Here is a 23,171-nt window from a genome sequence, read left to right on the forward strand (position 1 = left end):
ACCAGGAGAACCCATGAAAATTGTCATCGCGCTGGATTCGTTCAAAGGCAGCTGTAGCGCGCAGGCGGCCTGCGCCGCGGTAGCCCGCGGACTACGCCGGGTCGGCGAGCCGCTGACGCTGGTGGAGATGCCGGTGTCGGACGGCGGCGAAGGGTTGCTGACGACGCTGGCGGAAAGCCCGCAGCTCAGCGCAGCCGCCTGGCGGCGACACCTGTGCCGCGATCCTTACGGCCAGCCCGTCGAGGCGGCGTTTCTGATGCTGCCCGACGGCCAGGCGATTATTGAGATGGCGCAAAGCTGCGGACTGGAATTGACCCCGCCGACCCGCCGGGATGTGCGCCGCGCCAGCAGCTACGGGCTGGGCGAGCAGGTGAAAGCGGCGCTGGACGCGGGCTGCCGGCGGCTGATTATCGGGCTGGGCGGCAGCGCCACCAACGACGGCGGCATCGGTTTCGCGCAGGCGCTCGGCGCGCGCTTCTGGCGCGAGGACGGTTCGCTGTTGCCGGCGCCCGCCGCGGGCCAGGATCTGGCGCGCATCCAGCGCATCGATTTGAGCGAACTGGATCCGCGCCTGCTGCACACCGACGTGCAGGCTTCCTGCGACGTCACTAACCCGCTGCTGGGCGAACAGGGCGCCACCTTGATCTACGGCGCGCAAAAAGGGGCGGACGACGCGGCGCTCAGCGAGCTGGAAACGGGTATGACCCACTATAACCGGCAGCTGACGCAGACGCTGGGCTACGATGTCGGCGCCTTAGCCGGCGCCGGGGCGGCGGGCGGAATGGGGGCCGCGCTGATGGCCTATTCCGGCGCCACGCTGCGTCCCGGGATCGCGCTGGTTCTGGAACTGCTCAACGCCGACCGCCATCTCAGCGATGCTGCGCTGGCCATCGTCGGCGAAGGCTGGCTCGATCGCCAGAGCGCGTTCGGCAAAGCGCCGGTGGGCGTGGCGCATGCCGCCGCGCGCTACGGCGTACCGGTGATAGCCCTGTGCGGCGGGCGCGATGACAATAGCCGACAGCTTTACCAACATCATATTGACGCCATGTGGTCGATCTGCCCGCGGCCTATGCCGCTGGCAGAGTCAATGCACGCGTGTGAAAAGCTGCTCGCCGACGCGGCGGAAAATGCGCTACGGACCTTTTTGTGCGGGCAACGGCGGGATGAACACAAGCGGACAACAGCATGATTATTACAACAGCGCTGGCTAATGAGATTGTCGCCCGGGCAATGGCGATAATCCATCACAACGTGAACGTGATCGATCATCACGGACAGATTATTGCCTCCGGAGAACGTCATCGTATTGGTGAACAGCACGAGATCGCGCGCGAGGTGATCCGTACCGGAAAACGCATTTGCATCCATAATCCCGCCGAAGCGGCGCGCTTTCAGAATGTCCATCCCGGCATTAACCATCCGATTATTTTTGCCGATCGCGTGGTGATGGTGGTGGGGATCAGCGGCGATCCTTCGGCGATTAGCCGCTATGCCGAACTGGCGGTGCTGACCGCCGAACTGCTGGTGCGCCAGGCGATGGAGATGCGTGAAACCAACTGGCGGCAGCGCCTGCGCGACACGCTGTTCTGCCAGTATCTTGAACAGGGCGCCAGCAACCCAGGCCAGGAAGCCCTGCGCCGCCTGGCGGAACTGGGCTTCACCTTCGACACGCCGCTGGTACCGGTGGTGGTCACCATCCAGGTGGAACAGCGCCATCTGAGCGAGATCCTGAGCACGCTGCTGCGCGAGTTCTCGCAGCTGACCGGGGTCAGGGAGGTGATCCTGCTGGGCAGTAACGAAATCCTGATCCTCGATGCGCTGAACGAGCCGCAGGAAACCCTGCTGAAGGGGATTGAGTTTATCCTCAGCACCCAGATCAGCCATTACCACATCGGCGTTGGCGTACAGGCGGACAGCGCGCCCGACATCCGCGAGGCGATCCAGTTCGCCCGCTCGGTGATTGAAGTGGGAAGCAAAGTGCAGCCGCAGCGCCAGATCTACTATTTCCGCGAAATGGCGCTGCTGTGCCTGTTCCGGGTGCTGGAAGACAGCTACATGGTTAACTTCTTCAATAACAACGTGCGGCAACTGCTGGAGCATGATTCTGGCGAAGTACTGCTGGATACGCTGGCCTGTTTTATCGCCAATAACGCCGAACCGGGCAAGACCTCGCTGCAATTGGGGATCCACCGCAACACCCTCTCCTACCGCCTGCAGCAGATTAAAAAGCATATCCAGCTGGATCCGATGATGTTTACCGACCTGGTGCAGCTTTCGGTGTCGGTACATTGCTACCGACGACAGAACCCGCGTCAGAGCGAGTGGATTGATACCTTGAGTTAATGGATTCCCTCTCCTGGCCGGAGAGGGAATAGCGGTTAACCCGGAGCATTACAGCCGGAAGGCGCGTAACCCGCTCAGGTCACGGTGGGACGGCATCTCCAGCAAGAAATCCAGCAGCCGTTCCCCCATCCCGGCAGACCAGCCGCCGTAACTAATATTGCCACGGAATTTACGCACCAGATCGTCATGGGACAACGGCGCGCGCGAACTGCCGCGCATGTAAGGCTGGCGAATTTCACGCACCAGCCCGTTACGGAACGTGACCCGGATGTGGCCGGTGTAATTCGCCGGGTATTCATTCTTCGGATCGACAACATAGCGGATCTTTTTCGCTAACTGCACGATACGGGGATCGTGAACCAGCGTTGCGGAGAACTGCGCCAGCCCGGCGTCCCGCTCGAAATAAGCCATCGCCATACACCAGGGGACGCTGAATTTGGCGGCGTAACCGTTGCCCGGCTGCCATTTTTCCGCCAGCGGTTCCCATAACCGATGCACGTAACCCTCGCTGGTTTCGCAAAGAATATCGACAATCTCGTCGGGATCGGGGTATTCGGCGGCTAACTGAATCATGCAATCCATATAGGGATGCGTCATGGTGCCGCTGGCGAACGGCTTGAAGGTCAGGTTATCAATACGCCAGCTTTCACCCACGCCTTCGGTAAAATGCGTAAAGTCCGGCTGCGCCGTCGGCGCGAACGCGTGGTAAAAGCTGTGTCTGCCATCGAACACGCGACGCGGCGCCAGAAAGCCCTGCTGGGCGATGCGCGCGGCGCGATAACCGGCCTGCGCGGCCCAGCCCGGGTGCAGGCGTTTGGTCCAAGCGCCTTCGGCCAGATATTCAATGATCCCGGATGATAAGCTGCCGGCAATGCCGAACGCGCCGCTCATCGTCTGCTCGCTCAGGCCGAGCGCGGCGGCCACCCCGGCGGCTGCGCCAAACGGGCCGATAACGGCAGTAGGGTGGAATCCCTGGGCATGAATTTTGCCGGGAGCGACCGCATTGAGCCGACAAGCGGTTTCCATCCCGACGGCCAGGCCGCGCAGCAAATCTTTGCCGCTCAGGGCAAAACGTTCGACGGTGGCCAGTACCGCCGGAACGGCAAAACAACCCACATGAAGCGGGGAACCTTCTAGGGTATCGTCAAAATCTTCGCCGTGGATGGCGGCGCCGTTCACCAGCGCCGCGCCAGAGGCATCAAGGGCTCTGGTCTGGCCCGGCACGCTGCATTCACCGTCGCGATCGCAGCTGTCGATCAACTGGCGCACGTAGGGCGCATGCCGCCCGGAGATGATAAGCCCAAAGCAATCAATCAGATCGTTAACAATAATGTCGCGGGTTTTCTCTGGAATATCTTCATAGCGAATCCGGGCCAGGCTGTGGGCCAGACGTTCGCTGACGCTGGCATCAGCGGGAGTCAGTTGGTTCATGGTCGAACTCCTTGTGGAGTGAAATATGTTCAGAAACCTTAATCGGCCCGCCGGATTTGCCGACGGGCCGCACAAAAACGGCCGGGCCTTTAAATCAGCCCCAGAAGGCTCCACCAAATCGGGCCGATACCCAGGTAGATTGCCAGGAACACGGCGCAAAACAGCAGACCCAGCAGCCAGAAAGGCCGCAGCGGAATATAGCCGGAGTCGTAAAATATCGGGCCGGAGCCGAGGCCGTAATGGGTGATGCCCCCCATCAGATTGCTGGAGAAACACAGGGCCAGCGCGCCGAGCATCGGCGGTGTGCCTACCGCCAGGATAACGCCGAGGAACGCGGGATACATCGAGGCCACGTGCGCCGTGGCGCTGGCGAAGAAGTAATGAGCCAGCACATAAATCAGGCACAGCACAATAAACGCCACCTGCCAGTCCAGCCCGCCGACATACCCTGCCAGCACGTTGCTCATCCACGGGATCAGCCCCAGCTTGTTGAGAAAATTCGCCATCATCACCAGCGCGGAAAACCAGATAAGCGTATTCCACGCGCCCTTTTCCGCCGCCAGGTCAGGCCATGTCAGTACCTTTGTTAACAGCAGAACCGCAAGCCCTACCAGCGCGGCGATCGTGGCGTTAACTTTGAACAGCATATCGCCGATGGTCCACAGCCCGATCAGGCCGATGAACACGCCGAGCATGATGTATTCTTTGGCGGTCACTTTGCCCATCGCCGCCAGTTTTTCTTTGGCGAGCGCCGCCGCTTCGGGGCTTTTTTTGATCTCCGGCGGCCACACCACCAGCAGAATGAGCGGCAGCAGGATCAGGCATAACAGTCCGGGAACCAGCCCGGCCAGCGCCCAGGTACCCCAGTTAATCTCTACGCCGGCGCTGCGGGCAAAGCCCACCATCAGCGGGTTGGACGCCATCGCGGTAAGAAACATCGCCGAGATAACCAGGTTGCCCTGAAAGGCATTGGACATCAGGAACGAGCCGATGCGCCGCCCGGTGCCTTTGGCCGGATCGCTGTCGTAGGCCAGCGAAATGGCTAACTGTAGCGGGAACAGCACACCGCCCAGCCGCGCGGTGTTGGAGGGGATCACCGGCGCCAGCACGATATTGGTTAACGTGGTGGCGTAGGCCAGGCCCAAAGGCGTTTTGCCGACCAGGCTCATAAACAGGTAGGCGATACGGTTACCCAGCCCGGTTTTGAGAAAGGCGCGGGAAATAAAGAACGCGCCGCAAATCAGCCAGATGGTCGAATCGCTGAATCCGCTCAGCGTCTGCGACGCGGTGAGCGTTTTCGTCAGCCCGGTGGCGGCAATCGCGGTCAGCGCGACAATCGCCATCGGGTAGGGTTTGGTCATAAAACCAACGATAGTCGCCACGAAGATAGCAAACAGCTGCCAGGCTTTAGGGTCTAGCCCCTCCGGGCAGGGAATAAACCAGAGGATCAGGAAAGTGCCGGCCCAGGCGAGATGCGGCCAGTATTTCGCCAGCAAGCTTTTCGAGGGCGCGCTCCCCGCCGTGATATTTTGGGTATTTATCATCATTATCTCCTTGTATTACGGAGTTATTCTTGTAAGAGTGCCGCCAGGACGGAGACGTCCGGCAGATCCAAAACGTTCCACGCGTGCTCGATCAATCGCCTGACGGCGGCATCGCCCAGCACCCCTGCGGCGCAACTGGCGACTTTGGCCTCAAGCTCGGTATCGGTCAGCGGATTATCGGGGCCGCCGCGATAGCGTTCGTCGGCATCTCCCCGGATCGAGCGGCCATCCCGGAGCACGATCTCAATGCGCGATCGCATCTTGTCGAACCCCCGCGCCTCGATGCCCGGATCGAATTGCGTAGTAATACGCCGCTGCATGGCCTGCATAGCGGCGCTGCCCACGAAGCCATCGGTAAACTCTTTCTTACCCGCATTGCCATTGAGCACGATCATCGCGAGGATCGCAGGCAGGGAAAATTTGGCCTGCAACGCGTTTTGGGCTATCGGGTAACGGATCGGATTCAGGATGTTTGAACCGGCGTATAAAATGACGCGCTCAATGTCACCGCTCCTGATATCGTTCTCTTTAAGCAGTTTCCCCATCAGGTCAGCGGACGGATGGGTCAGCACGCCGCAGGGATAAGGTTTGATACTCACGCCCGGCCAGTCGATACTCCAGGTTTTGCCAAAACCCTGCGCCAGTTTATCCGGCGACAGGCCGCCGCCGAATACGGCGCAAAATCCCCATATGCCGTCCAACGCAGAGGGATCGGCGGTATAACCCTCGCGGGCGAGCAGTGCGGCGGTAATGCCGTTCTCACAGGCCCGGCCAACGTGCAACGGTTTGGTCATAGTGCCGAAATTCACGCGGATACCGGCGGCAAGACTGGCCGCGATGCCGAAGCCCTGGCGCAGCGCCTCGCCACGCAGGCCGAGTACGCGGGCGGCGGCGGCATAGGTGCCGAATGTGCCGACCGTCCCGCTGGCATGAAAACCACGCTGATAGTGCTGCGGTAACATCCACTCCGCGATTTTGGTTTCGATTTCGAACCCGGACATAAACGCCAGCATAAAATCCTGGCCGGAAATGTTGCCGCGCAACTGTGCGGCGATGAGCGCGCCGGTCAACGCGGGGATGGTGGGATGCGTCAGCAGGCCGTAGACATGATCCGGGTCCACGCTGATTTGAGTATCGTCCCAGTCGTGGGCATGGCCTGCCGTACCCATCACCCTCGCGGCAACAGGAGCCGGGACTTTGACGCCCGCCCTGCCAAGCAGCCACGCTTCCTCTTTACCGCCGGTGTTTTCCGCAACACGCGCCAGAATGTTCACGCATTCATGATCCGAACCGGCCACGAACAGTCCGAGGCCGTCCAGCAGACAGCGGGTGCCAATGCGTAACACTTCCGGGGGGATAGCGCTGAAAGTCAGGGTTTCGACAAATTCCGCCGCGTCCTGCGTCATCGTCGTGCCGGTGGGAACAGTGGCAAAAGGGTTAGTTTGTATTGATGCCATGAGGTAAAAGATCTCCATGCAGTGTACGAGATTATTGTTCGTCTCTGCCGTTATGCAGGGAGCATGCCATACCATCAATGCATTGAAATACAATGAAAAATTTATCAGGCGACGCTATTTTTGAGCGCTATTGGGATATTGGGACGACCCAATTCTCCCGCTGCGCGCAGGCCAGAAATTCCCGACCGGGCGGGGTAATCTCCGTCCCCTGCTTTGTTGAACCCGCGTGCAGCATGCCGTGGCGCTTGAGGGTAGCGAGGTGACGGCGCAGCGTGGGATAAGTGATATCGTGGAATTGCGCTTTCAACAGCCCGAAAAGAGACTCCCGTCCCATGCTATGGCCTTTGGTTTTGGTGTTGTAGAGCGCCAGGATCGCAAGACAAATATCCAGCGAGCCGTCTCTGACCAGTTCCTCCTGAACGGCGGCGAAGGAAAGCGGCACCCGCTCATCAACGAGCGGCGCAGCGCTCGCCGCCTGCACGTAACGCGGCAAATCGGCAAGCGTACAGACGCGGCCCGGCGGCACCACGGTACATAAATAAGTGACCATGTTCTGCAACTCCCGCACGTTGCCGGGCCAGACATAGGCATTGCAGAAATCCGCCAGTTCGCCGTCGAATTGCAGGCGGCGGGCGTGGTGCGCGGCAGCGAAATGCCGGGCCAGAAACAACACGTCGCCGGTACGCTCACGTAGTGGCGGAATGTACAAAGGACAGGTGCAAATTCGGTAGAACAGATCCTGACGGAAACGCCCGCTGCGGATCATCGCGCTAAGGCTTTCGTTGGTGGCGGCAATCACGCGCACCGAAATCGGCAGAACCCGCTCCCCGCCGATGCGGCGCACCTCCCGTTCTTCCAGCACCCGCAGCAGTCGGGCCTGTACCGCGAGCGAGGCGCTGCCCAGTTCATCCAGGAAGATCGTGCCGTTGTGAGCCTGCTCGAACAGGCCTGGCTTACCGCCGCGCCGCGCGCCGGTAAACGCGCCCTCCTCATACCCGAACAGCTCGCTCTCGGCCAGGCTTTCCGGCAGCGCCGAGAAGTTGAATGCGACAAACGGGCCGCTGGCGCAGGCGGACGCCTGGTGGATCGCCTGAGCGAATAACTCCTTGCCAGTACCGCTTTCGCTCTCCAGCAATACCGTCAGAGACGTCCCGGCAAACTTACGCGCGGTGTCCACCGCCTGGCGGATGGCGGAAGACTCCCCCAGAATACTGGCGAAGGTATATTTCGCCGTCAGGCCCGCGCCTTTCAGTTTGCGCCTGACTTTATTTTCCAGTTCCTGAACCCGGTTCACCGGTTTTACGATAATCAGCGTACCGATATTGCCGCCGATAGGCTCGGCCACCGGCTTAATTTGCAGCACGTAATACAGGCTATTTATGCGGGTAACAATTTCCTCATCGCAGTTCTCGCAATAATACGAAAATGGCCGGTCAAGTTCGCTAAAAATATCCCCAAAGCATAATCCTTCCGTTTTATCCACGCCTGCAATCAGACTTTCCGCCGCGTGATTTTTAAAAATGATGACGCCGCTCTCGTCAATGCCAAGAATAATTTCGTCGATATTGTTGATAATCGCATTAAGGTAGGTTCGGGTATTATTGTTGCGCCGCGCAATCTGAAAAACCGAATCCATATAAGTATGGGCGATGGTATCAAGTACCGGTTCAGGAATCGACAATGCCCGTAGAATTCTGGCATACGTGGTGATGGTTAACTCTTTGACCCCAAGATTAATAAACTCCATCCAGTCGGGAACGTTTCTTTTTCTGCCCGCGCTGACGGCAACGGCCGCCCCTATTTTTTCCGGTTCCGGGCAATCGGGATAATAGGGGGAAATATCAAGATGGTTGACACCGAAACGGGCGATTTCCTGCATAAGATCGTTCGCCCGCTCAAGAGAATTATCCACCGCCAGCACGCGCGTGCCTTTAGGCAACTCCAGCAGCCTATCGAAATTCGACGGGTTGACGAAACGGCCCGCCAGCAGCAGCGGGCTGTCTTCGGCAAGCCGCTGCCGGGCGTATTCATAGCCGCCGGGCCAGGTGGCGAGGTAAAGGTCGTAACCGGACGGGATCGGCGCGCTGCCGCGCGTTTCAAGACACCAGCACAGAATATCGGCATAGTCGCCGATCAATGCCCGCAGGCGCGCGCCCATTGCATCGCAGACAACTTCCGCCAGCCCGATCACACACAGTTTTTTCTTCATATTCTGCTTATTCAATGGCGGAGCGACTCACAGCCTTTGAAAATAATCGCTCCGTGAAAGGGGAAATAACAGCAATAACCTGACGCACATATTTTTTAGCCAGGATAACCGATATAACAGGCCAAAAACCGGGAGAGCGGCACATTTTTAATGTGGCAAATACCGCGCACTGTAACGTCGCAGCGGTTAATTTCCTGCACCTTATTGGGGTGGCCTGCCTCCTGTTGGTGCAACGCTTCGGCGCCGTTTTTTATAAACCGCTGATTTAATGAACCTTTAAAAATGGCATGAATTTTTCATGCTGGGTATATGCAAGCCGGGGCAACCCTTAAGCCTTGAACCCATAAAATATCGCCAGGTAATGAAGCCTGATTGTCCTGCTAAGGACGATCGGGCTTTTTTTATTGATACGGAGAGCAAACGCACGTGCAAACGATTGATATCGGCATTCTGCTGTCAACAGAAGGGACCTATAGCCACATGGCGAACAGCGCGCTGGCCGGCGCGCGCCATGCGCTGGCGGAAATCAACGCCGACCCCGACTATCCGTTTCAGTTGCAGGCCCGGCATATTAATCCCGCCGGCGATCTGGCGGCCTACAGCGAAGCGGTAAGTACCTTTATCAATCAAGGCATTCGTCATATTTTCGGCACCATTACCTCCGCCAGCCGGAAGGAGATCATCCCGGACCTGGAGCAGCATAACCTGCTGCTGTGGTACGGCTGCCCTTACGAAGGATTCGAAAGCTGCGAACAGGTGGTGTACCTCGGCGGCTGCCCGAACCAGACCCTGCTGCCGCTGCTGCGGCTGGCGCTGGATACCTTCGGAACCCGCGCCTGGCTGACCGGCTCCAACTACGTCTGGGGCTGGGAGAGCAACCGCATCGCCCGCGAGGTGGTGGAAGCCTCCGGCGGCACGGTGGTGGGTGAAAAATATCTGCACCTGAGAAACAGCAGCGTAACGGAACTGGTGGAGGCGATTCTCAGCGCAAAGGTCGATTTTGTGCTCAACAATCTGGTAGGCGAAACCTCTTACGCGTTTCTGCGCGCGCTGGACGCCGCCTGTGTTCGCGAGCGGCGGACGTTAGCGGTGCTCAGCTGTAACTTTACCGAAGCGGAAGTCGCCGAGGTCGCGCCGCTGCGGGCGGTGCGCCTGCTCTCCTGCGGTCCGTTTTTTGAGAGCGTCGATCCCGACTTTTGCACGCGGCAGCGCCTCCAGCACGGCGCGCAGCGCATCTCCCACTACTACATTGGCGCCTGGCGGGCGGTAAGGCTGTTTGCCGACAGCCTGCGTCAGGCCGGAGACAGCCAGCCGGAAGCGGTGCTGGCGGCGCTGCATCGTCAGTATGACGCGCGTTCGCCGGGCGCCCGTTCGGTGCTGGCGCTAAACAACCACGCCTGCCTGCCCTGCCATATCGCCGAGCTGCAACAAACCCGCTTTCAACTGCTGCATAGCGAACCACAGCCGGTAATGCCCGATCCCTATCTCTCTGCCACCGACCTGCGCCAGGGCCGGACGGTGGCAGCCAGACCTGCCCTGAGGATTGTGAAATGAAAACGCTACTGTCTCCGGATTTTGATGCTCAGCCGCTCCTGCTGGTGGATTGCGAAGCCAGGAGCCGCGAAGCGCTGGAAAAAAACCTGACGCGAATGGGCATTCGCTGGCATCACCTGGCGGCGGATGAAGCCGTGCCGCCGCTCACCCCCTGCGCGGTGTTAGTGGAGCTGGAAGCGTTCGCCAGTCCGCTGACCCTGCAACAGGTCAATCTGGCGGGGATACCGGTGATCGCGCTGACTTCGCATGAGGGGCTTTCCCAGGTGCAGCGCGCGCTGGAGCTGGGAGCCACCGCGATCCTCGCCAAACCCATTACCCAGCGGGCCATCTATACCACCCTGATGATGGCGGTGGGATTACGCCAGCAACTGCACGACAGCCAACAGCAGCAGGCGCTGCTGCGCCAGCGTCTGGCGGCGATGCCGCAAATGACCCAGGCGCTGGCAGCCCTGATGCTGGCGGAAAACCTTGATGAACAACAGGCCTGGGCGCGTCTGCGCACGGAATCGATGCGCACTAACCAGCCGATGGCGCAGGTGGCGCAGCAGTGGTTGCTGCGAATGGCGTCCGGCGAGCGGGGGGCGCGATGAATCGAGTCGGATATTTTCTGCGGCGGCCCGCGCTGCTGCTCTCGCTGCTGTTTATTCTGCTGGTGGTGCTGAGCGCGCTGTTCGCCCCCTGGCTCACCCCCTTCGATCCCGATGAACAGTTTGTCGAAGGGCTGAGCCTGGAAGGCGCGCCGCTTTCGCCCAACGCCACCTACTGGCTGGGAACCGATCTGCTGGGGCGCGACCTGTTCTCACGGCTGATTTACGGCGCGCGCACCTCGTTGCTGATCGGCGTGGTCGCCAACGGTATTGCGGTATTAACCGGCGTCCTGGTGGGGCTAAGCGCCGGTTATTTACAGGGGCGTATCGGAGGGCTGCTGATGCGCTTTACCGATTTGATGATGGCGTTTCCGGCGCTGCTGCTGGCGATTGCCCTGGCGGCGATTTTCCAGCCCAGCGTCTGGATCGTGGCGCTGGTGATCGCCATGGTGAACTGGGTGCAAATCGCCCGGGTTATCTATGCCGAAACCAGCGCGCTCAGCGCCCGCGACTTTATCGCCGTGGAACGCACCCTGGGAGCCGGGACCTTACGCATTCTCGGCGTACATTTAATTCCGCATCTGGTGCCGACGGTGCTGGTCTGGGCCACGCTGGGCATCTCCACCACGGTCTTGCTGGAAGCCACCCTCTCGTTCCTCGGCGTGGGGGTACAGCCGCCGACGCCGAGCTGGGGCAACATTATCTTTGAAAGCCAGACTTATTTTACCTCGGCCCCCTGGCTGGTGTTCTTTCCCGGCGCGGCGATCGTGCTGCTGTCGCTCTCTTTCAATATCGCCGGCGACGCCCTGCGCGACGCCCTCGATCCCGGTTTAAAACGGAGAAGCTGATGCTGTTTCTGGGGAAACGTCTGTTACATGCGCTGCTGATCCTGCTCGGCGTCACGCTGATCTGCTATCTGCTGCTGTTTATGCTGCCCGCCGACCCGGCACGCCAGATCGCCGGGCGCAGCGCCACGCCGGAAGTGGTCGAAAACATCCGCCATCAGCTGGGGCTGGATCTGCCGTTTTATCAGCAATATTGGCGCTATCTGCAGGGGCTGCTGCACGGCGATCTGGGGCGCTCGTTTATTCAGCGCAGCGAAGTGAGCGAACTGGTTTCCGCCCGCATCGGGCCGTCGCTGCAGCTGATGGCGGCGGGCATTCTCTGCGAGCTGGTGCTGGGGATCGCTCTCGGCACCCTGGCGGCGCTGAAACGCGGCGGGCTGGCGGACCGGCTGCTGATGGCGCTCTCTTTTGTCGGCGTCTCGGCGCCGCAGTTTATCGCCGCGATGCTGTTTCTCTATCTGTTCGCCGTGGTGCTCAACTGGTTCCCGATGGGGGGCTACGGCGGCTTCAGCCATCTGGCGCTGCCGGCGCTAACCCTCGGCCTGCTCGGCAGCGGCTGGTACTCACGCATGCTGCGCTCGTCGATGATTGAGGTGCTGCACCAGGACTTTATTCGCACCGCGCGGGCCAAAGGGCTGGGCAGAACCCGCGTGCTGCTGCGCCACGTGCTGCCGAACGCCGTGCTGCCGCTGATCCCGATGATCGGCATTGATATCGGCATTTTTATGGGCGGGCTGGTGGTGGTCGAGTCGGTCTTTGGCTGGCCGGGCATCGGTCAGTTGGCCTGGCAGGCGATTCAACAGGTGGATATTCCGGTGATTGTCGGGGTAACCACCGTGTCAGCGGTTGCCATTGTTGGCGGCAACCTTATTGCGGATCTGGTGCTGCCGTGGGTCGATCCGCGCATTGATGTCAAAAAGTAGCAGGGGAAAATAATGAAAAAAGCATTACTGACGATGGCGGTGGCCGCGGCCTGTTTCTCTTATGGCGCGCAGGCTGACGAAAAAACCGGCGGCGATATCGTGGTGACCTACCAGAACGACGTGGCGACCCTGGACCCGGCCATTGGCTATGACTGGCAAAACTGGTCGATGATCAAAAGCCTGTTCGACGGCCTGATGGACTACCGCCCCGGCACCACCGAACTGGTGAACGATCTGGCGGAAAGCTACGCCATTTCCGACGATGGCAAGGTTTACACCTTCGTGTTACGCAAAGGGGTGAAGTTCCACAATGGCCGCGAGGTCACGGCGGCGGACGTGAAATATTCTCTGGAACGCACGGTGAACCCGAAAACCCAGAGCCCGGGCGCCGGGTTCTTCAGCCCCATCGCGGGCTATGACGAAGAAGCCAACGGCAAAGCCACCACGCTGAGCGGCATCGAGGTTGTGGACGATCATACCGTGAAGATCACCCTGAAAGAGCCCAACGCCACCTTCCTGCATGTGCTGGCGCTGAACTTCGCCTCGGTGGTTCCCCGTGAGGAGGTGGAGAAATGGGGCGCCGACTTCGGCAAACATCCGGTTGGCAGCGGCGCGTTTGAGCTGCAGGAGTGGAAGCTGGGCCAGGAGCTGATCTTCCGCAAAAACCCGAACTACTTTAAAGCCGGCGTGCCGCGGCTGGATCACATTAAGTTTGAAATGGGACAGGATCCTTCGGTCGCCCTGCTGCGGCTGGAAAAAGGCGAAGTGGATATTGCCGGTGACGGCGTACCGCCCGCGCAGTTCCTGGCGTTTAAAAACAACCCGGCCTATAAGGGCCTGATGGTCACCGGCGACCAGCTGCAGACCGGCTACGTGACGATGAAAACCACCCTGCCGCCCTTCGATAATCTCAAGGTTCGCCAGGCGGTGAACATGGCGGTCAACAAAGATCGCATCGTGCGCATTATCAACGGACGCGCGGCGCCGGCCAACCAGCCGCTGCCGCCCGCCATGCCCGGCTATGACAAAGCTTATCAGGGATTCAGCTACGACCCGACAAAAGCGAAGCAGCTGCTCAGCGAAGCGGGTTTCCCCAACGGTTTTGATACCGAACTGTACGTGATGAATACCGATCCGCAGCCGCGTATCGCCCAGTCCATCCAGCAGGATCTGGCTAAAGTGGGCATCCGCGCCAGCATCAAATCCCTGGCGCAGGCGAATGTGATTGCGGCGGGCGGCTCCGCCAGCCAGGCGCCGATGGTCTGGTCCGGCGGCATGGCGTGGATCGCCGATTTCCCGGATCCCTCCAACTTCTATGGCCCGATCCTCGGCTGCGCCGGAGCGGTAGAGGGCGGCTGGAACTGGGCGCGCTACTGCAACAAGGCGCTGGACGCGCAGGCGGCCGCGGCGGACAGCATGGTGAAGCCTGACCAACAGGACGCGCGCATTGCCGCCTGGCGCAAAATCTTTACCACCGCGATGAACGACGCGCCCTGGGTGCCGGTGTTCAACGAAAAACGCTACACCGTGCATTCCGCGCGCATGGGCGGCGAGGACGCGCTGTATGTCGATCCGGTGCATGTACCGGTCAACTACGACTATATCGGACTGAAATAATCTGCCGGCATCGTGCCGCGTTCGCCGGGGCGATGCCGCTGCTTAAAGGAGAGTCAGGATGTGCCAAAATTGCCTGGTCAAAACCATTCACCATGCGCAGCACCATTTCGGCTGGGACAACAGCCTGAGTCCGGTGGCGCACGTTGCCTCCGGCAGCCAGCTGGAATTTCACTGTCTGGATGCTTCTAACGGCTGGTTTACCCCCGGTTCCACCACGGCGGATATCCCGACGCTGCCGTTTGATAAGCTCAACCCGGTCAGCGGGCCGGTCTATGTGGAAGGCGCCCGGCCGGGCGACGCGCTGAAAGTCACGCTGGAGTCATTTCATCCCGGCGGCTTTGGCTGGACCGCCAATATTCCCGGCTTCGGCCTGCTGGCCGATCAGTTCCCCGATCCGGCGCTGACGCTGTGGCAATATGACCGCCAGACCTTAGCCCCCTGCGCCTTTGGCCGCTATGGCCGGGTGCCGCTAAAACCTTTCGCCGGCACTCTCGGCGTGGCCCCCGCCGCCGCGGGCCATCATTCGGTGGTGCCGCCGCGCCGCGTGGGCGGCAACCTGGATATTCGCGACCTGGCCGCCGGCTGCACGTTGTGGCTACCGGTGGAAGTAGAAGGCGCGCTGTTTTCTATTGGCGATACCCACGCCGCACAGGGCGACGGCGAAGTCTGCGGCACGGCGATCGAAAGCGCCATGGATGTGGTGGTGAAGCTGGAAGTGGTCAAGGATATGCCGCTGAAAACGCCGCGTTTCGCCACCCCTGGCCCGGTGACCCGCCATCTGGATCAGCAAGGCTACAGCGCCTTTACCGGTATTGGCCCTGACCTGATGACCGCCGCCCGCGACGCAGTGAGCTACACCATCGATGCGCTGTGCCGCGAACAGGGGATGTCGGCGGAAGAGGCCTATATGCTCTGCTCCGTGTGCGGCGATCTGCGTATCAGCGAAATCGTCGATCGGCCTAACTGGGTAGTGTCGTTCTATTTTCCCAACAGCGTGTTTAATTAGGAGCGTTATGTCAGCAGCCATGTTTCCGGCGCCGCTGCTCTCGGTGGAGCGCCTGTCGATCCAGTTTGGCGCACAGCGGGTGGTGGATGACGTCAGCTTTGCGCTCTGGCCGGGAAAAACCCTGTGTATTGCCGGCGAGTCGGGCAGCGGTAAGTCGCTGACCTCGCTGGCGATCATGGGGCTGCTTCCGGAGGAGGCGCATATTCCCGGCGGCGCGGTGATTTTTGCTAATCAGGACCTGCTCAGCCTGCCGGAGCGGCAAATGCAGCAGCTGCGCGGCAAATCGGTCGCCATGATTTTTCAGGAGCCGATGACCTCGCTCAATCCGCTGATGACCGTGGGCCAGCAGCTGGAAGAGACGCTGCAACGCCACGAAGCGCTGGGCCGCCGCGAACGGCGCGGCCGGGTCAGCGCGATGCTGGATGCGGTCAAAATCAGCCATGTGGAGAAGCGCCTGCAGCAGTATCCGCACGAGCTTTCCGGCGGCATGCGCCAGCGGGTGATGATCGCCATGGCGATGCTGTGCCAGCCGCAGGTGCTGATTGCCGATGAGCCGACCACCGCGCTGGATGTCACAATTCAGGCGCAGATCCTTGATTTGATGCGTGAACTGCAGCAGGAGTTTTCCACCAGCCTGCTGCTGATCACCCATGATATGGGGGTGGTGGCGGAAATGGCCGATGACGTGCTGGTGATGAATCACGGCAAAATTATGGAACATGCCCCGGTAAAAACGCTGTTTATCTCGCCGCAGGCACCCTATACCCGCCAGCTGCTGCAGGCAGTGCCGGTGCTGGGCCAGGCGCCCGCGCTGGCGCCGGTTGAAGAAACCCAGCCGTTGCTCAGCGTCCGTAACCTCTGCGTGCGCTTTCCGGTACGCGGCGATGGCCTGCGCGTGCGTCGTGAAGTCCATGCCGTGGATGGCGTCAGCTTCGATCTTTTCCCCGGCGAAACGCTGGGCATCGTCGGCGAAAGCGGCTGCGGTAAATCGACGACGGCGAAGGCGCTGATGAATATGGTGCCGTTTAGCGGCAGCGCGCAGCTTAGCGGGCAGGAGCTGCACGGCCTACGGGGCGAAGCGCTGAGCGCGGTGAGGCGCGATTTGCAGATGGTGTTTCAGGACCCCTGGGCGGCGCTCAATCCGCGCAAAACCATTTTCGATCTGGTGGGCGAACCGCTGCTGATTCATGAGCAGATGCCTGCGGCACAGCGCACGGAGCGGGTGGCGCAGCTGTTGCAGCAGGTCGGCCTGCCGGCGGACGCGATGCGGCGCTATCCGCACCAGTTTTCCGGCGGCCAGCGCCAGCGCATCTGCATCGCGCGCGCCCTGGCGCTGAACCCCAAAGTCATTATCGCCGATGAATCGGTCTCGGCGCTGGATGTGTCGGTACAGGCGCAGGTGCTGACGCTGCTGGAGGATTTGCGTCAGCGCTATCAGCTCAGCTATCTGTTTATTTCCCATGATATGGCGGTGGTGGAACGCATCTGCCACCGGGTGGCGGTGATGTTCGGCGGCCAGATCGTGGAGATCGGCCCGCGTGACCGGGTGCTGCACCATCCGCAGCATCCTTATACCCGGCACCTGCTCAGCGCCGTTCCCATGCCGGACGTTGAACGCAGACGGGAACCCCGCGTCGCCAGCGCAATGCCGGAGCGCCCGGACCCGATCAAACCCCTCGGCTGGCAGAGCGTACCGCAGAACTTTACCGATTTTGGCGGCGGGCACCTCGCCGCCTGCTGAACGGATAATGCGTTAACCCGGCGGGCGCGTCGGCGCGCCCGCCCATTTATGCCGCCAGCATGGCGGCGTGAAAATCGATTTCCCAGCGCAGAACATCGGCATACAGCGCCGACAGACGCTGTTTTTCCCCTTCATCCAGCCCCTGCGCGCAGCGATCCAGTTCCTCTTTTAACCAGCGGGCCTGGTCATAAAAGGCGTCGTCAGCGTGCATCTCCAGCCACGCGCGCAGATCATCATCGTCCTGCGGGCAAGCCGCGGCGCGGGCGCACCAGTGGTAATACATCCACTCGGCGCCGAACATCAGGGTAATAATATCGGCATAGCCGCCGCGCTGCGCCGCCTGTAACATCCCGTCGCGAAAACGCTTGATACCCGGCGGGGCCGGCAGGTATTGCTCCGCCCGCACGCCGCGCCGCGCCAGCACCGTGTCAAACCAGCCAAGCTGGGTATCCACCAGCGCATTCAGGCCGCCGATCAACCAGCGCTGCTGCGCGACAGACGGCGCATGGCTCACGCCGATCGCCACCATTTTTACCGCCGTCGCCACGAAATCGCCTTCATAGACCAGATAGCGATGAAAATCCTCCCCGGCCAGCCGGTTTCCGACTATCGCCTCGACGAACGGATGCCGCTGCATCTCCTGCCACAGCGCCTGATGCTCACGCAATAAACGATCGCTGAACGTTTCCATCTACTCCTCCAGCGCCGCCTGCGCGACGGCCATAAAGTGTTTGACCCGCGCGCGTTCAACCGGATTCCACCACACCCCGCCCTCTTTCAGCGCGCTGGCGACGATAACCCCTTGCGTACGACCGAGGATCGCCACCACGTTATCCGGCGTGACGCCGGATCCCACCAGCAGCGGCAAGGACGTGGCGCTGCGGATCTCATCGATTTCCGTCAGCGTCGCGCTGTCGCCGGTACGCTGGCCGGTGGCAATCACCGCATCGGCCTCAAAAAATTCGACATCGCGGGTCAATTCCGGGATCGAGCGATCGGCGACGATGGCGTGGCTGCCGTGTTTGACGTGGCTATCGGCAAAGACGCGGATATGGTTGGCCTGCAGCTGGCCGCGATAGCGTAACGCCCTGGCGGCGGCCCCTTCGATAAAGCCTTCGTTGGCAATATAGGCGTTAGCCCATTGATTGACGCGCACAAAATCGGCGCCGCCCGCCAGCGCCGTCGCCAGCGCCGGAATGGCCGCGTTCGCCAGCACGTTAATCCCCAGTGGAACGGAGAAACGGCGGCGCACATTATCTGTAATCACCGCCATTAGCGCCGCCGTTTCCGGGCCGATATCTTCCGGTTTAGAGAATGGAATATCGCCGTGATTTTCGACGATCAAACCATGAACGCCGCCTTCAAGATAATTCTCAGCATCCTTCAACGCACGTTCAACAATATAACCTACGCTCTCTCCACGATATTTTGGCGAGCCAGGAAAGGGGGCGCAGTGAATAACACCGATAACCGCCTTACGCCTTGAAAAAATATCTTGAATTGCGCTGACTTTTCCTGCTGATATAGAACTCATAAATCAACCTCGTATTTAAAGGAAACGGCTATGCATATTTATGTTGTCGGTAATATCGCTGTGGACGAAACCTGGCGCTGCGCTTCGTTACCACAAAAAGGAGAATCTCTGCATGGGCATAAAATAGCTCAGGATATTGGCGGCAAGGGCGCCAATCAGGCCATTGTTTTATCCCGCTGCGGGCTGCCGGTAACCTTAATCGCCGGCAGCGGCGATGATTATCATGGCCAATGGATAAATAACGCCATCAGCCAGGAATCATTATTATTTTATCCTGCCCATGCGATATCCACGCACAGTGATACCTCAATTATTTTCACCACCGACGATGGCGATAATGCCATTATGACCACCACCGCCGCAGCCGACGCATTAACGCTCGGGATTATCGAACCGCTGCTGGCCGAAGCACGCCCCGGCGATATATTGCTGCAGCAGGGAAACTTTTCCGCCGAAAAAACCGGCGCGCTTTTCGCCCTTGCCCGGCGTAAACGGATGGTCACGGTATTTAACCCTTCGCCGGTCAAACCGGCCTTCGCCGACCTCTGGCCGTTGGTCGATATCGCCGTGGTCAACGAACACGAGGCGCAGCTGCTGCATCCGGACCCCGCCGCTACGCTGATCGTGGAAACTCGCGGCGCGCAGGGGGCGAGGCTCTATCATCACCAGCAGGTTATCGATGTCGCCGCCGAGCCGGCGACGGTGGTCGATACCACCGGCGCGGGCGACACCTTTCTGGCGGTGATGCTGGCTTCCGCTCTGCGCAGAGCAACGCTTCCGGACGCGCTCGCCCTGCATCACGCCAGCCGCGCCGCCGCGTTAACCATCAGCCGCAACGGCACCCTGCAAGCCTTCCCGGATGCAAAAACGCTGGCCGCGCTGCTGGCAAGCAATGCCTGAGAGAGGCGCGTTATTTAAAAAGCGGACGGTAGCTATCGACGTTCGCTTTCGTCACGACCGTCGCCGGCACGTAAATGCTTTTCTCAACGTGCTTACCGCTGGAAATCGCATTCAGCGCTTTCACCGCCTCTTCCCCCATCTTGCGCGGATCCTGCTGTAACACCGCCGTGACATAGCCGCCGTCAATACCGGTAATGGCACGCGCGGTCAGGTCCCAGCCGAAGATTTTGATCTCTTTCTGCTTACCCTGGTTTTCCACCGCCGCGATCGCGCCAAGCAGCGCCGGTTCGCCGGTGGCGTAAATGATGGTCAGATCCGGGTTACCGGTAATCAGGTTTTCCGCCGCGGTCATCGCGTCGTCCTGAACGTTGCGCCCGTCGACGACATTGGCGACAGAGATACCGTCGTGGCCTTTTAAGGTCTCTTCAAAGCCCTGCTGGCGCGCATTCTGGATAGCCGAGTTTAACGCGCCGACGATCCCGATTCGCGCCTTCCCGCCGCTATTTTTCGTCACGTAATCCACAAAGTAATGACCGATAATTTTACCGCCTTCGACATTGTCCACGCCGACCTGTGCAGCCTGCGGACCCGCGGGCAATACCGCGTCAATGGCGATCACCGGAATATGCTTCGCGGCGGCCTCGTTTATCGCCGGCATGATGCCATTGACGTCGATAGCATCGACCATAATGCCCTTCACCCCTTGCTGGATATAGTTTTCAATCGCGTCGTTCTGCGCCACCGGATTATTATTGGCGTTAAAAATCACCAGATCTTTACCGCTTTTTTTCGCCTCGTCCTGCGCGCCTTTATTCATTTCATTAAAGAACAGCGCCTGCTGGTTAATTTGCACTAAGGCATACGTTGGCGCGGCGGCAAACGCCGTTCCCCCACCCAGGGCAGACAGACTCAATGCAACCATTAACGCCGCTTTTTTATTGATGTTGAAAAACATAGGTAATGCCCTCGACAAAATATAAAGAATGGGAACCCCGGATACCGAGGAATTTTCAGGCGGGACGAATAACGAAGCACAGACGCCGGAATAGCGTTCAGGTGATAATCGAACAGTGGGCTTTCCCTGCCATCCATTTATCTCAGGGAAAACATAAAAGCAGAAGCAACGTCGGGAACGGTTATTAAAATTCGCGTTTTGCCTACGCTTGTCAAGCGGAAAAAAGTTTATCCACGGAAGAATAAGAAAAAGCTATCGTCAGCGCGCGATACTTTATACGCCACGCGTTCGTTGGCGGTCCGCAGGGCGGCGGCGAAACGGGAGCCGATGAAGAATATGACTTAGCCCCGGCGCTATGTTACTTATAATACTCCGCCACTATCCGCAGCGCCGCTATGATAAAAAAACGGGTCGTTCTTTCCGATGTCGCTCAGCGAGCAGGGGTCTCCAAAGCCACGATTTCGCGCTACCTCAACCACAGCCTGGTTCTGCCCCAGGAGACCGCCGAACGGGTGGAATCCGCGATCCGCGAACTGGATTACCGTGGGAATAGCCTCGCGCGCCGCCTCAGCAAAGGCGGTAGCGAAACCCTCGGCCTGGTGCTGCCGGATATCACCAACCCCTTTTTCGCCGAACTGGCGAACGCCGCGGAAGAGGCGGCTTCCGAGCAGGGCTATAGCCTGGTCCTGTGCATCACCCGCAACAACCCGGAGAAGGAGCGCCAGTTTATCCGCTGGCTGGATACCTGCCAGGTCGATGGTCTGCTCTTCACCACCAACCGTCCCGACGATGGCCTGCTGCGCCGTGAAATTCAGCGTCACTCGCGCATCGTGCTGCTGGATGAAGATATCCCCGGCAGCAGCGCCCCGAAGGTCTTCGCCGACAACCTGCAGGGCGGGCGATTAGCGACCGAACAGCTGATTGCCGCCGGGCACCGCCGCATCGCCTTTATCGGCGGGCCGGACGCGCTGATGAGCGTACGCGAACGCTACCAGGGCTTTTGCGAGGCGCTGGAGCAGGCCGGTCTCCGCTGCCCGCAGGAGTGGGTGATGTACGGTCAATATGAGCGCGAATACGGCGCCCGCGCGCTCGGCCAGCTGCTGTCTTATGAGGAGCCGCCGACCGCGATCTTCGCCGCCAGCGACTTCCTGGTGCTGGGGATCCTTGACGGCCTGCGCGCCCGCCGCCTGCAGGCGCCGGAGGCGCTGTCGGTCGTCGGCTTCGATGACGCCAGCTACGCCGAATTCACCCAGCCGCGCATCTCCACCATTCGCCAACCCGCCCACCAGATGGGGCATACCGCCGTCAACCTGATGCTGCGTCTGCTGCGCGGTGAAAGCGTCCCGGAGCAGACCCGCCTCGCCGTCGAGTGGGTCGCCAGAGATTCCATTCGCCCGCTCACGCGCTAAATCAGAGCAACTCTTGCACAGTTTTAGCGCATTTTATCGCCGCCGGCGCTATCGCGCTTTCCGATCAGGTAAACCGGTTTACTTGATGAATAGAAAATAATCGCTTTTCACTCATCATGTTAGGCCCGTTGGCCATGTTGTTTTTTTCAGCTGGCACGTTTGCTGCTTTAATCACCGTGGCGAACGAGTACCGAACACAGCAGCAGAAACCCAGGGGCGTGCTGTCATCATCAAGTAAACCGGTTTACAAGAAGTGGACCGCCGGATGATGCGCCGCCCGACAGCAACGTCATCGACCATCCATTCATTTTTGGGAGTAATGGCATGCATCAACAGGCAGCAGCGGCCCGTGTCGAAATGGTGGATATCACCAAGACCTACGGTTCGATACGCTCATTGCGCGGCGTTAATCTTCAGCTTGCTCCCGGCGAAGTGCTGGGGCTGGTGGGGGATAACGGCGCCGGTAAATCCACGCTGACCAAGATCCTCTCCGGCGCGGTTGTCCCCACCAGCGGCACCATTCGTATTGACGGTGTTGAACAGCGGTTTCTGAACCCCTCCGACGCCCGCCGTTGCCAGATCGAGATGGTGTATCAGGATCTGTCGCTGTGCGACACCGTTAATGTCGCCGGCAATCTGTTTATGGGCCGCGAGCCGATGAAAAAGATCCTCGGCCTCCCCTTTCTCGACGAGAAAAAAATGCACGCCGACGCGCGCGACATGCTCAAAGGGCTGGGGATCTCGATCCCCGATACCAAAGTGATGGTGCGTAATCTCTCCGGCGGCCAGCGTCAGGCGATCGCCATCGCCCGCGCCGCCGCGTTCAACCCCAAAGTGCTGATCATGGATGAACCGACCGCCGCGCTGGCGGTGGCCGAGGTGGAGGCGGTACTGGAGTTGATCAAACGGGTGAGCGCCCGTGGCGTCAGCGTCATCCTGATCACCCACCGCTTGCAGGATCTCTTTCTCGTCTGCGACCGCATCATGGTGATGTATGAAGGCACCAACGTCGCCGAACGGCAGATCCGTGATACCAGCCTGGCGGACATCGTCAATCTGATCGTCGGTGAGAAATTTACCGCTCACTCCGCCCGCGCCCATTAAGGGGATATCGAT

Annotated in this window: 19 protein-coding genes; 12 read left to right on the forward strand and 7 right to left on the reverse strand. The window is 60.1% G+C overall.

Annotated features, from left to right (window positions below):
• The first annotated feature begins 13 nt into the window (after positions 1–13).
• A complete protein-coding gene (locus EDF73_RS24120) occupies positions 14–1,189 on the forward strand; it encodes a glycerate kinase (protein WP_132731531.1) in 1,176 nt (391 codons plus the stop codon).
• Positions 1,186–2,343 carry a sugar diacid recognition domain-containing protein gene (locus EDF73_RS24125; RefSeq protein WP_132731532.1) on the forward strand — a complete coding sequence of 386 codons (1,158 nt, stop codon included), beginning with the start codon at positions 1,186–1,188 and terminating at the stop codon, positions 2,341–2,343. The genes EDF73_RS24120 and EDF73_RS24125 overlap by 4 nt, the downstream gene beginning before the upstream one ends.
• Positions 2,344–2,391: 48 nt before the next feature.
• On the opposite strand, the gene EDF73_RS24130 is transcribed toward EDF73_RS24125, so the two are convergent.
• The 4 genes from EDF73_RS24130 to EDF73_RS24145 form a co-directional block, all read right to left on the reverse strand.
• Positions 2,392–3,774, reverse strand: coding sequence for an MmgE/PrpD family protein (locus tag EDF73_RS24130; protein WP_132731533.1), 1,383 nt, complete (start codon positions 3,772–3,774; stop codon positions 2,392–2,394).
• 89 nt (positions 3,775–3,863) lie between these two features.
• The gene (locus EDF73_RS24135) at positions 3,864–5,321 is read right to left on the reverse strand and encodes a DASS family sodium-coupled anion symporter (protein ID WP_243655259.1); all 1,458 of its coding nucleotides are present in this window, start codon (positions 5,319–5,321) and stop codon (positions 3,864–3,866) included.
• 20 nt (positions 5,322–5,341) lie between these two features.
• Positions 5,342–6,775 carry an MmgE/PrpD family protein gene (locus EDF73_RS24140; protein WP_132731534.1) on the reverse strand — a complete coding sequence of 478 codons (1,434 nt, stop codon included), beginning with the start codon at positions 6,773–6,775 and terminating at the stop codon, positions 5,342–5,344.
• A gap of 127 nt (positions 6,776–6,902) precedes the next feature.
• Positions 6,903–8,984: a sigma 54-interacting transcriptional regulator gene (locus EDF73_RS24145; protein ID WP_132731535.1), complete on the reverse strand. Its 2,082-nt coding sequence runs from the start codon at positions 8,982–8,984 to the stop codon at positions 6,903–6,905.
• Between the two features lie 426 nt (positions 8,985–9,410).
• Here EDF73_RS24145 and EDF73_RS24150 point away from each other — a divergent pair, with 426 nt between their 5' ends.
• Genes EDF73_RS24150 through EDF73_RS24180 form a run of 7 tightly spaced genes read left to right on the forward strand, consistent with a single transcriptional unit; the run spans position 9,411 to position 17,257 of the window.
• On the forward strand, positions 9,411–10,538 hold the full coding sequence (locus EDF73_RS24150; RefSeq protein WP_132731536.1) for a transporter substrate-binding protein: 1,128 nt from the start codon (positions 9,411–9,413) through the stop codon (positions 10,536–10,538).
• The gene (locus EDF73_RS24155) at positions 10,535–11,128 is read left to right on the forward strand and encodes an ANTAR domain-containing protein (protein ID WP_132731537.1); all 594 of its coding nucleotides are present in this window, start codon (positions 10,535–10,537) and stop codon (positions 11,126–11,128) included. Before EDF73_RS24150 ends, EDF73_RS24155 begins: the two co-directional genes overlap by 4 nt.
• Entirely contained in the window at positions 11,125–11,973 is an 849-nt protein-coding gene (locus EDF73_RS24160) for an ABC transporter permease (RefSeq protein WP_132731538.1), read from the forward strand. Before EDF73_RS24155 ends, EDF73_RS24160 begins: the two co-directional genes overlap by 4 nt.
• Positions 11,973–12,893, forward strand: coding sequence for an ABC transporter permease (locus tag EDF73_RS24165; protein ID WP_132731539.1), 921 nt, complete (start codon positions 11,973–11,975; stop codon positions 12,891–12,893). Before EDF73_RS24160 ends, EDF73_RS24165 begins: the two co-directional genes overlap by 1 nt.
• Positions 12,894–12,905: 12 nt before the next feature.
• On the forward strand, positions 12,906–14,510 hold the full coding sequence (locus EDF73_RS24170; protein ID WP_132731540.1) for an ABC transporter substrate-binding protein: 1,605 nt from the start codon (positions 12,906–12,908) through the stop codon (positions 14,508–14,510).
• A 58-nt stretch (positions 14,511–14,568) separates the two neighbouring features.
• The gene (locus EDF73_RS24175; protein ID WP_132731541.1) at positions 14,569–15,516 is read left to right on the forward strand and encodes an acetamidase/formamidase family protein; all 948 of its coding nucleotides are present in this window, start codon (positions 14,569–14,571) and stop codon (positions 15,514–15,516) included.
• A gap of 7 nt (positions 15,517–15,523) precedes the next feature.
• On the forward strand, positions 15,524–17,257 hold the full coding sequence (locus EDF73_RS24180) for an ABC transporter ATP-binding protein (RefSeq protein WP_132731542.1): 1,734 nt from the start codon (positions 15,524–15,526) through the stop codon (positions 17,255–17,257).
• 46 nt (positions 17,258–17,303) lie between these two features.
• Here EDF73_RS24180 and EDF73_RS24185 read toward each other — a convergent pair whose 3' ends face one another.
• Positions 17,304–17,948: a TenA family protein gene (locus EDF73_RS24185; protein WP_132731543.1), complete on the reverse strand. Its 645-nt coding sequence runs from the start codon at positions 17,946–17,948 to the stop codon at positions 17,304–17,306.
• Positions 17,949–18,791: a BtpA/SgcQ family protein gene (locus EDF73_RS24190; protein WP_132731544.1), complete on the reverse strand. Its 843-nt coding sequence runs from the start codon at positions 18,789–18,791 to the stop codon at positions 17,949–17,951.
• A 30-nt stretch (positions 18,792–18,821) separates the two neighbouring features.
• Here EDF73_RS24190 and EDF73_RS24195 point away from each other — a divergent pair, with 30 nt between their 5' ends.
• Positions 18,822–19,691, forward strand: coding sequence for a PfkB family carbohydrate kinase (locus EDF73_RS24195; protein WP_132731545.1), 870 nt, complete (start codon positions 18,822–18,824; stop codon positions 19,689–19,691).
• A 10-nt stretch (positions 19,692–19,701) separates the two neighbouring features.
• On the opposite strand, the gene EDF73_RS24200 is transcribed toward EDF73_RS24195, so the two are convergent.
• A complete protein-coding gene (locus EDF73_RS24200) occupies positions 19,702–20,613 on the reverse strand; it encodes a substrate-binding domain-containing protein (RefSeq protein ID WP_243655260.1) in 912 nt (303 codons plus the stop codon).
• A 428-nt stretch (positions 20,614–21,041) separates the two neighbouring features.
• Between EDF73_RS24200 and EDF73_RS24205 the strand changes: the two genes are divergently transcribed.
• Complete coding sequence (locus tag EDF73_RS24205; protein ID WP_132731547.1) at positions 21,042–22,055, forward strand: LacI family DNA-binding transcriptional regulator; 1,014 nt, start codon at positions 21,042–21,044, stop codon at positions 22,053–22,055.
• A 357-nt stretch (positions 22,056–22,412) separates the two neighbouring features.
• The gene (locus EDF73_RS24210) at positions 22,413–23,159 is read left to right on the forward strand and encodes an ATP-binding cassette domain-containing protein (protein WP_132731588.1); all 747 of its coding nucleotides are present in this window, start codon (positions 22,413–22,415) and stop codon (positions 23,157–23,159) included.
• The last annotated feature ends 12 nt before the right edge of the window (positions 23,160–23,171 follow it).

This window comes from Klebsiella sp. BIGb0138 (assembly GCF_004342285.1).
Taxonomy (GTDB): Bacteria; Pseudomonadota; Gammaproteobacteria; order Enterobacterales; family Enterobacteriaceae; genus Klebsiella.